Source organism: Chromohalobacter nigrandesensis (assembly GCF_023061285.1).
Taxonomy (GTDB): Bacteria; Pseudomonadota; Gammaproteobacteria; order Pseudomonadales; family Halomonadaceae; genus Chromohalobacter; species Chromohalobacter nigrandesensis.
The window spans coordinates 103,432-113,578 of sequence record NZ_JAKGAM010000013.1 but is presented as its reverse complement, the minus strand read 5'-3'; the positions used below and the strand labels follow the sequence as shown (position 1 = coordinate 113,578).

The window sequence follows — 10,147 nt, the reverse complement described above, 5'->3', positions numbered from 1 at the left end:
TGGCGGACCGACGAGCCTGGAGGCTCCCATGCCCGAGTTGCCGGAGGATGAGTGTGAAAAACAGTTCGCGGGCGCCGACAAGTCGTCTTCCGGTAGCACACCCATCGGAGGCTGATTCATGTCGGTGTTGATCGAGCCATCCCGGGTTCACATGAATGACGCGAGGCTAACGGCAGAGGCGCTGCATCAGTTCGACTACGCGCTGATCAATCCGTTAGTGGTGCAGGCCCGAGACTGGGACGACCTGCCTGTGCGTGCCTTGGAAACGTCACCCGCCCCGGCGCGGCCGCATCGCTTACCGCAACTGGTCGACCTGGACGCATTGCCCGATGAGAGATACGACGACCTGATCGATCGCGCAAGGCGCTATCGCAAGCGCGGCGCGCTATTTTTCTCGGCGTTGATGGCAGGAAAAGCGAATGTCGACGATACGGCTTATCACCTGCGTCGCCAGCTGTTGCAACGGCGTCCTGGGGATCGGCGATATCACTGGTTCCGCTATTACGACCCCCTCGTCTTCCGTCACCTGACGTGGCTATTGACGCCCAAACAATTGGCACGCTTGATGGGCCCTCTCGATCAATGGTCCTGGTTCGATGTCCAGGGCCGATCTTATACCCTGAAACGCCCTGACATTACGATATCCATCGACTGGATGGAACTGACCCGCGCCCAATGGTCGAGCATCGATCGCTTCGCCGCCTTGAACCGGTGCCTGCGGCGGCTGGCGACGATAGCCCCCGACTGGCCGCAGGACGCGGCGCACTGGCAGTGGCTGGATGACACCATGCGCTATGCAGAAGCGTCATTCGGTTTGTCGGTCGACGATCAACAATGTCTCGCAGAAAGGGCTGCGCGACATCTACCGGACCTTGCCACCCAGGACCTGGTTCATCGGCTGTTGAATCTGGTCACTCGACGCTTTCCCGACGTTGCGGGTCGTCTGGATCGGTTGAGCGACGCCGAATGGAATCCCCTTATTTCAGAACTGAAGGAGTGGACATGAGTAGCGCCGATGGCGGACGCCCCGATTGCAGCTTCTGTGGCGGTGGCGGTCTGCCTATCCTGCCCGTGCGGTATGCCGTCGCCCGCAGCGATGACGTCAGCATCAAGGCCCCCGAACTGCCGGCGGACCTGCAGGATGATGCCGTATCGCAGATCGCGCTGTCGGGAGATCAGCACTACACGCTGAGGCTGCTGCGAGAAGGCTTTCTGTATGTCTTCAACGCGGCCCGTGGGCGCTGGCAGGGGTACTACGTGACCGACGAAGGGTTTCTCAGCCTTTACATCGATGTCGGCCATGACGAGCTGATGGCACTCGACCCCGACGCGCCGGGGCCGCTGGATGCCGACATCAATGCCCCGGTCGAGGACGATGAATTTCCGTGTCGTGCCAATCCCGATCATATCTATCCGGGGCGCTGTATCACGGTCCCCTCGGCCCAGGATGCCGAAGCGCTCTATTTAGCATTCTCGGATGACCGCTGGACCAAGCGCGTGTGGAAGGAACATGCCACCAACGAGAACGGTCGGCGTGACGCCATGCGCCAGCTTTCCATGACGCAATGGAAAGGCGGCTCGGCTCAATATGCCCGTCCGCTCAGTGAACTCGGGGATCACGTGGCCGAGGCCCATTTCCCCTGGATTCGACGGCAATCGAGTGACACAGGCAGCGCAGCGACGCAGAGTACGGAAGTGAGTGCGCTGACGCACAGCCTCGCCCCGATCAACGGCATGCGCGACGATGTCGAGGGTTTCGTCGAGTGGTCGCAGCGTCAGGCGGAGCCAAGTGGCATGGCGCCGGCGCTGTTCGTGCTCGACGACCCGGTCGGTGTCACCAGTGACCTCGCCGCGCTACTCGAGGCACGTGAGCAAGAGTTCAACGAACAGGAAGCGATCAAACGCCCCTTCGTCACGGCGGGTGTCGTCAATGCCCTGCGTGACGGGTTTCGGGAGCGGGCGCGGCAGCAACGCGCCGACGAGATCGTAGAAAACCAGCTCAAGGAAACCTACTACGGCGCGGATAAGACCGGCGGACATCCGGGGTTTGAGAACAGCATCAAGGCCAACTTCGAGCGCCGGCAGAAAGAGGACCCCGCTTTCCGGCAGGAGGTCGAGGCCTTTCGGCGGGAGACGATTCGAGACATCAGCGAGGATGAACTCAAGGATGCCGCCGACGATGCCTGGGGCAAGTATGGCGACAAGCTCCGCCCCGGCGAACCCGACGACTGGATGGAAAATACTTACCGCACGCAGTTGTCGAGCTTTGACCAGGACACCATGAAACCGCTGGTCACTGCCTACGTGAGCTGGTTGACAGGCAATCCGCTGCTGATCTACCTCAACAGCCGGTTCGATGACGCTAACGTCGAATCGGGTATCACCTTTGTCTCCGTCATCTCCTTCGTGCTGCTGGGCACCCAGAGCTACGCCCCGGCGTTCAAGCAATACGTGGCGTGGCTGTCGGCAGCGGATATTACCGACGACAACCTGCTGTTGCGAGGCATGTGCCTCAATCAGCAAGCGCTGGTTGAACAGGTCATGGCCGCCAGCGACGCCAATGTCGGCGAATCGGGCAACAACCCCGCTACCCTGCCCTGGGGGCCATTGATTGCCGCCTATCTGGGGCTGACGGAAGAGTATCCCGATGAAGTGGCCTCGCCCGCCCGCATGCTCGGCCACCTGCTGGGGCCGCTGCAAAGTGCCGTGGGGGGCGACCAGACCCCAACGCCGTTGCTGGTGACGTTGGGTATGATCTCCGGCCGCTCGATTCAGGTCACACGTGCCAGCATGACGATCGAGGAAGCCCTGCCGCGCATGCGCGAGCCGCTTCGATTGATCCATCCCGACTGGGGCGAGAGCGAGCTGAATCAGTTTCAGCGGAAAGTGCAGGTAGAGACACGTTCGCTCATTCCGGCCAACGGCCAGCCCGCCGCCACCTTTGATATGCGCCGGATCGACGTCGGCCCACTCGATGAGTTGATGAACGAGACGTCATCGCACAGCGCTCTTAGTCTGACGGGACGGGAAAGGTTGGAGTTCTCGGCAGGCATCGTCGGGGTGGCATTAGCGTATGTCAGCCTGAACGATCAGCTCAGCAAGATGAACGGCATTCTGGATGCGGGGCTCCGCGCCCAGGGACGCTTACTGGGTATGGGGCTCGCCCTGGCCGGCGGCGCCGCCGAACTGGTGGGCAAGACGCTGGAGCATGGGCGCAAGGTGTTTGTGGCGTCGGATCATCTGCTGGCCGGGTCCAGCAAGTTTTTCCTGAAGCTGGGAGCACGCCTTGGTTTGGCCGGTGGTACTGGGCTGCTCGCCACTTTAGCGATAACACTGTGGTGGACTGGACTGGTACTCGGCATTATTGCGCTTGCAGCAGCAGTAAGCATCTTATGGTTTACAGAAAACGACTTACAGGAGTGGCTGGCCGAGTGCATTTTTGGTGAGCGGGGCGATCCAGGGCTCGGTACTGCTAGGCTGGAAATTGAACTAAAGCGTCTTGAAGCAATAACCCACAAGGATGTGTGATATGCGATCGACGGTGATCAAGGATCTTTACAACCTAATAATAAAGGCCAATTGGGGATTTTCCAGCACCATGTCCCGATCAAGAGGATTTGGAGGCAAGGCACAATCCTTAGATAGTAAGCACTCATCAGAAAGCGGTGCATTTCCACGATTCAATGATTCGGCAATATCAGTCAACTCCTCTTATATGGAGGTCGTCGATTCCGGCAATCGCTTGAGAGGTGTTGCATCATTTTTTGGCCTTATGAGTTTGGGGCCGATTTTAGTAGGTATAGGGGCTCTTGTTTATGTTCTTTTTGGTTTTAGCGAGCGCCTTCCTCTGATTGTGCATATATTTATATGGTTGGCAGTTGTAACTTTCTTTTTTATAGCATTGCCTGGTTTGAATACGCTTGTGCGTTGGGACATGTTCCGCAAAACCCACTACCCCATGCGCTTCAATCGCCGTGATCGCAAGGTCTACGCCTGGTCGCAGGATATGGGCGTCGTCACCATGAACTGGGACGATATTCAGTTTTACACTAGCGAAGCGACGAAGTCCCAGGATCGTCGGGGTATGTCACGCGAGGAGATTCGCGGATACGTACGAGATCGCAACGGCAACATGCTTTATCACTTGGTCTTCTTCAAATACGAAGGCCTCAAAGGCATGAAGGGCGTACTGGAAATCTGGGAGCTGGTACGCCGCTATATGGAAGAGCCCGACGGTCATATTCAGGCCTACCAGGTCGATCAGCGCCTGCTGGATTTGGAGGGCAAGCGCGAGAGCTTTATCCATTCGCTGATTCAGGCCACTCAGGTTCTCGCCGACAGCCGTGCGGTTCAACTGATTTTTGCCCCCATGGTCATGTGGGCCGGCACCGGTCGCATCATCGCCAAATGCACCTGCCGCGTGCCGCGCTGGCCGGAGTGGGTCGAGGAAAAGTGCCAGGTCGCACCGAACGACCCCTACGTGCGCAATCGCCACAACGAGCGCCCGCTGACCGCAAAGGAAATCCTCTGGCCGCTGTTTTGCTTTCTGCTCGGCTGGGCGGAAGTGTTGGTGATTCTATACTTCTGTTTTAGGGGGTATTTCTAAGATAGCTCGAATCGAGCGACATAATGCCGGAAATGATCACTATTGTTGACAGGAGGAGTTATGAAGATTGTTTTTTGGGGCTTGGTAATCAATTTTCTCTGGTGGCTGGGCCTGATAAATGGCCTGTATATGGGGCCAAATGAGACAGTACCGAATTTTCTGATTTATCTTACTGGCGCTTCGTGGATAGTCGCTTTGCTTGGCACGCTGATCATGCTGGCAGGCAAACGTAAAGCTGGCTTCGTGCTCGTTATCATCGGCTCCCTATGTTTCATACCATTGGGACTCGTGACTATTTATGGCGCCCGTCGGGCCAATCGTCATACCGATGAGGCCTCGCTCGACAAAAGGCGCGCTCTCGCTGAAAAATAACTGTAGTAATATTCACCCATTGCATGGAGAAAAACGTCGTGTCAGTCGCATCACAGGAACAAGCCTTCTTCGCCAAGAAACAATCGCGTCTGTTAATTGGTTTTGGCGTAATCGCCTTGCCTCTCGGGTTGTTCATGATTCTCACTTCCCCCGCGGTCCCGGTCGCACCGGTTGGCCTGGGGGCTCTTATGCTGGGTATGGGGTGCTGGTTTTACTTTTCACCTGTTATTCGCTTCGCTGACGATCATATCGCCTTCAGTCCGGCACCGCTGGCCCGCACTCGGACTATTCTCGATAGCGAAATTCAGCGCATAGAGCAGAAAAAGAAGGTCATTGTGGTCCACTATCGCCGACACGATGACAACCCGGAGAAACCTGCTCGTAAGCTGGGCTTCCCTATGAATATGCTGACGGCCGATGATCGAGAAGCCTGTATGAGCATATTCGCCACACGCTTTGATCTCGCCTGAAACACTGATGCTAGGCAAAGGGCACTGTCAGCCACTAAGGCACCGCTCTAGCTGCCTGCGGAGAAGGCTTGGAATATACGCTGAAGCGGTACGGGTGGCTTTTACAATCACCATATCTCGCAGAAGGCACCGCACCAAAGCCAGAGTCATTTACCAACTGGATGGGGCTACACATCTAGCCTTCTTCCTCGTCATCGGCTAGCTGACGTCCGAACGCATGCCATTGGGCCAGCGTCATGACTTCGGTGGTCTCCGTCTGCAGGTCATGGGCGATCAGTAATTCACCGCGCTCGAGCTGGCGCTTGAGTTCGCGTACCCAGGCCGGCATGCCTTCGCCTTCATCGGTGGTGTCGTAGCCTTCGCGGGTGACGAAGCCCTCCAGCAAGGTATCCAGCGTGTCGGCCGGCAGCATGCGGTAGGGCACTTCGATGAAACGTCCGCTCATTGGTTTTCCTCCGCGTTTTCCCACTCGGCGAGTCGTTGCAGGAAGGTGTCTTCGTCGAGCACTTCCACATCGAGCTCGCGTGCCTTGTCGAGCTTGCTGCCCGCCGCCTCGCCGGCGACGAGCGCGGCGGTCTTCTTGGAAACACTGCCCGAGACCTTGGCGCCCAGCGCCTGCAGGCGCGCCTTGCCGTCATCGCGGGTCATGCCTTCGAGGGTGCCGGTGAGCACCCAGGTCTGCCCGGCGAGGGGCTGGGGGCGCTCAATAATGGTTTGCTCGTCCCACGTGACGCCGACGTTGATCAGGTCGTCCAGAGTCTCTTGATTGTGGACCTGGCGGAAGAAGGTATGAATATGCCGGGCGACCACGGGACCCACGTCCTCGACCGCTTCCAATGCTTCCAGCGTGGCCTCGCGCAGTGCCTGTAACGTGCCGAAGTGACGCGCCAGGTTGGCGGCGGTGGCCTCGCCCACTTCGCGAATGCCGATGGCGTAGATGAAACGCGCCAGCGTGGTGCGCTTGGCGGTTTCCAGCGCATTGACCAGATTGTTGGCGGACTTTTCCGCCAGCCGGGGCAATTCGGCGAGCTCGTCGGCCTTGAACCGGAACAGGTCCGCCGGTGTCTTGACCCACTCGCGCTCGACCAGCAGGTCGATCAGCTTTTCGCCCAGGCCGTCGATATCCAGTGCCCGGCGGCTGGCGAAGTGCTTCAATGCCTCCTTGCGCTGCGCGGGGCAATACAGGCCTCCCGAGCAGCGGGCCGCGACTTCGCCCTCGGCGCGCTCGATCTGCGAGCCGCAGACCGGGCACTCGGTCGGCATCTCGATGGCGCGGGTTTCGGCCGGGCGCTGAGCCTCGACGACACCGACGACCTGCGGGATGACGTCACCGGCGCGGCGCACGATCACGGTATCGCCGATGCGTACGCCGAGGCGTGCGACCTCGTCCATGTTGTGCAGTGTGGCATTGGAGACGGTGACCCCGGCGACCTGAACCGGCGCCAGCTTGGCCACCGGCGTCAGCGTGCCGACGCGGCCGACCTGAAAAGCCACGTCGTTGAGCGTCGTGATCTGCTCCTGGGCGGGGTACTTGTAAGCGATGGCCCAGCGCGGGGCGCGAGCGACGAAGCCCAGCTCACGCTGATCGCGTAGGCTATCCACCTTGAGCACGGCGCCGTCGATGTCGTAGTCGAGGCCGTCGCGTTGCTCGCCGAGGCGGTGGCAAAAGTCGATCACGCCGCGTTCGCCTTGAACAAGATCGAGCAGCGGACTGGTGCGAAAACCCAGGTTGCGCAGGCACTTGAGATAATCGGAATGCGAGCGGGCATCGTCATCGCCCTCGAGCCGGGCGACCTGGTAGGCGCAGAATTCCAGCGGGCGCTGAGCCGCAATCTTGGAATCAAGCTGGCGCAGGCTGCCGGCGGCGGCGTTGCGCGGATTGGCGAAGACCTTGTCGCCGTTCTCGCGGGTGCGTTCGTTGAGCGCTTCGAATCCGGAGTGGCGCATGTAGACCTCGCCACGTACCTCGATCAGTGAGGGTACTGCGTCGCCGCGTAGCTTGAGCGGAATGGAGCGCACCGTGCGCAGATTGAGTGTTACGTCCTCGCCGGTGCGTCCGTCGCCGCGTGTGGCGCCCTGGACCAGTTGGCCGTTTTCATAGACCAGCGCCACGGCCAGGCCGTCGAGTTTGGGTTCGCAGCAGAATGCGAGCGTCTCGCCGTCGCGTTCGAGCTTGTCCGCGACGCGTTTGACGAAGGCCGCAAGCTCCGCTTCGTCGAAGGCGTTATCCAGCGACAGCATGGGCACGGCGTGGGTCACTTCCTCGAAGCGTTCCGCCGGGGGTGCGCCGACACGCTGAGTGGGCGAGTCGGGCGTGACCAGCTCGGGATGCTTGGCCTCCAGTGATTGCAGCTCGCGCAGCAGGGTGTCGTATTCCGCGTCGGTAATCTGCGGATCGTCCTCGACGTAGTACTGATGGTTGGCGTCTTCCAACTGCTGGCGCAGGCTGGCGGCCCGTTCACGGGTCGCTGGGGAAATCTGGCTCATGGTGTCTCGGTGGTGTTCGGTGACGTCGGCGGCTCGTCGCGCATGGGTGATGCCGGCAGTGTAGCGTTTCCACGGATGATATCGGCAATCAATCGCCGCCCAGGATGAAGATGGTCGGCGAGCTCGCGCTCCAGCGGCAAGGGTTCGTCGCACAGCCGCGAGGCGATGACCTCGGCACATAGCGGCGCGCTGGCCAGTCCTCGCGAGCCATGCGCGGCACTGACCCACAGGCCGGGATGATGTTGCCCCGGTGTGTCGGGGACGCGACGCGCATCGTTGGCGAGTACGGCGTAATCGTCGAGCCAGGCCTCGCGCACCGGCACCGGGCCGGCGTAGGGCGACTTATCCGGGCTGGCGGCGCGCAGACTGACGCGTGCCTCGCAGGCGGCGGGATCGAGCGTGGCGCCGGCCGCGCGTAGTGCCTCGGCGAAGGCGGGCAGGGTGGCCTCGAATTCGGCCAGGTTGCGGGCATGGTCGGCCGCACGCGGCGTGGTATCGGTATCGCCGGGGTCGAAGGTCGCGCCCAGGCTGAGCACGCCGTCCAGGGCCGGGGACACATAGCCCCCCGCGCAGACCACGCGGGCCAGCGTTGGTGCGCCGGGCGGTACCGACAGATGGGTGAGCTGGCCACGAATGGGTTGGAGCGGGAGCCCGGCCAAGGGTGTCAGCTTCGACGCCTCGTGGGCGGTGGCGACAACCACCTGATCGGCCTCGAGTGCCGTGCCGTCGGCCAGTGCGATGCGCCATCCGGCGTCGTCCGCGTCGCGCTCGAGTGTGCGAGCCTCGCCTTGATGGAAGGTGATCCCCGGGTGGGCGGCCAGGTGGCGGCAGAGCGCATCGGGACGCACCCAGCCAGCCTGGGGATATGCTAGTCCCGAGGCGTTAAGCGGCGTGTTGGCAGCATGGCTTGCGGCAGCTTGATCGACCCCTTTGACCACACTCTCGGGCAGTTTGTGGTGCTCTAGAAAGCGCTGCTGACGTCTGGCTTCCTTGGCGTCAGGGGCGAGTTGCAGCACGCCACAGTCGCTCCACAGTTGGTCACACTTGGGGTCGAGCGTGGCCAGCCAGCGCCGGGTATGCAGCAAGCCGGCGAGGTAGACGCGGCTTTGCGGATTGGTCTCGGCGGCCAACTTGACGTAAAGCGCCCCCTGGCGATTGCCGGATGCTCCGGCGCCGGGGCCATCACGTTCGAGCAGCGTGACGCGTACACCGCGTCGCGCCAGGGCGGCGGCCACGCTGGTGCCGGCGAGCCCCGCGCCGATGACCACCACATGTCGCGCGGGCAATGCCTCGGGTGGCGTGTACCACGGCGTTGCCGCGCGGCGCGTATCGTGCGGCGGCTCGGCAATCTCGCCGCACAGCATCTCGCGTTTGCGTCCGTACCCCGGCGCCTTGCGCCAGGCGAAACCGGCGGCGCGCAGGCCGCGCTTGACCACGCCTGCGCAGGTGAAGGTGGCGAAGCTCGCCCCCGGGCGACTGACGGTGGCCATGGCCTCGTAAAGCGCCGCTTGCCACATGTCGGGATTGTTGGCCGGCGAGAAGCCATCCAGGAACCAGGCGTCCACACGGCCGTCGAGACGCGACAGGCGCTCGGCGGCGTCGCCGAAGTGCAGATCCAGCGTGACGCGCTCGGAAAGCCACAGTCGGTGGACGCCGCTGAGCGGTTCAGGCCATTGGTCGATCAGCGGGCGGGCATGCGCGGTGAGATCGGGCCAGATCGCCAGTGCTCGCGCCAGGGCGTCGCGCGGTAGAGGATACTTCTCGGTGGAGACCAGGTGCAGGCGCGCTTCGACGGGCGCATGCCGCTCGAAACACATCCAGGCACAAAGCATGTTGAGGCCGGTGCCGAAACCGGTTTCGCCGATCACGAAAGGGCGTGTTTCTCGCCACGCGGCGAAGCGCTCGGGTAGTCGGTTGCCGTCGATGAAGACATGCGTGGTCTCGGCGCGGCCATCGTGACGCGAGAAATACACATCGTCATGGACGCTGGAATAGGGCGCATCGCCGATATCATCGGCGCGCCATTCCAGGTCGGGTGCGCTTAGCGCGGTCAGCGGCGGCAAGGGAGACGGAGGGGGCGACATGGCACTCGGCAAAGGCGTGAAAACTGGTTAAAAATTAATCGAAATTGGCTAGGCGGCGTGACGACCGCTATCGAGGAAGGCGTCCGCCGCCTCTTAACAGTGTTATCCACACCTGGTGTGCACAAAGC

8 protein-coding genes are annotated in these 10,147 nt (G+C 61.4%); 5 read left to right on the top strand and 3 right to left on the bottom strand.

The window, feature by feature from the left end:
- The first annotated feature begins 118 nt into the window (after positions 1-118).
- Genes L1073_RS14410 through L1073_RS14390 form a run of 5 tightly spaced genes read left to right on the top strand, consistent with a single transcriptional unit; the run spans position 119 to position 5,448 of the window.
- Entirely contained in the window at positions 119-1,006 is an 888-nt protein-coding gene (locus L1073_RS14410; protein ID WP_246900361.1) for a DUF4123 domain-containing protein, read from the top strand.
- Positions 1,003-3,528 (top strand): T6SS effector BTH_I2691 family protein, encoded by a 2,526-nt coding sequence (locus tag L1073_RS14405; protein ID WP_246900360.1) that lies wholly within the window; start codon positions 1,003-1,005, stop codon positions 3,526-3,528. The genes L1073_RS14410 and L1073_RS14405 overlap by 4 nt, the downstream gene beginning before the upstream one ends.
- Position 3,529: 1 nt before the next feature.
- Entirely contained in the window at positions 3,530-4,606 is a 1,077-nt protein-coding gene (locus tag L1073_RS14400) for a DUF6708 domain-containing protein (protein ID WP_246900359.1), read from the top strand.
- Between the two features lie 60 nt (positions 4,607-4,666).
- A complete protein-coding gene (locus L1073_RS14395) occupies positions 4,667-4,978 on the top strand; it encodes a hypothetical protein (RefSeq protein WP_246900358.1) in 312 nt (103 codons plus the stop codon).
- Positions 4,979-5,016: 38 nt separating this feature from the next.
- Entirely contained in the window at positions 5,017-5,448 is a 432-nt protein-coding gene (locus tag L1073_RS14390) for a hypothetical protein (RefSeq protein WP_246900357.1), read from the top strand.
- A gap of 175 nt (positions 5,449-5,623) precedes the next feature.
- Here L1073_RS14390 and L1073_RS14385 read toward each other — a convergent pair whose 3' ends face one another.
- The 3 genes from L1073_RS14385 to mnmC are packed head-to-tail and all read right to left on the bottom strand — an operon-like array spanning position 5,624 to position 10,019.
- Positions 5,624-5,893 carry a YheU family protein gene (locus L1073_RS14385; RefSeq protein ID WP_246900356.1) on the bottom strand — a complete coding sequence of 90 codons (270 nt, stop codon included), beginning with the start codon at positions 5,891-5,893 and terminating at the stop codon, positions 5,624-5,626.
- Positions 5,890-7,935: an NAD-dependent DNA ligase LigA gene (gene ligA / locus L1073_RS14380; protein WP_246900354.1), complete on the bottom strand. Its 2,046-nt coding sequence runs from the start codon at positions 7,933-7,935 to the stop codon at positions 5,890-5,892. The genes L1073_RS14385 and ligA overlap by 4 nt, the downstream gene beginning before the upstream one ends.
- A complete protein-coding gene (gene mnmC / locus L1073_RS14375; protein WP_246900353.1) occupies positions 7,932-10,019 on the bottom strand; it encodes a bifunctional tRNA (5-methylaminomethyl-2-thiouridine)(34)-methyltransferase MnmC2/FAD-dependent 5-carboxymethylaminomethyl-2-thiouridine(34) oxidoreductase MnmC1 in 2,088 nt (695 codons plus the stop codon). The genes ligA and mnmC overlap by 4 nt, the downstream gene beginning before the upstream one ends.
- Positions 10,020-10,147: the final 128 nt, after the last annotated feature.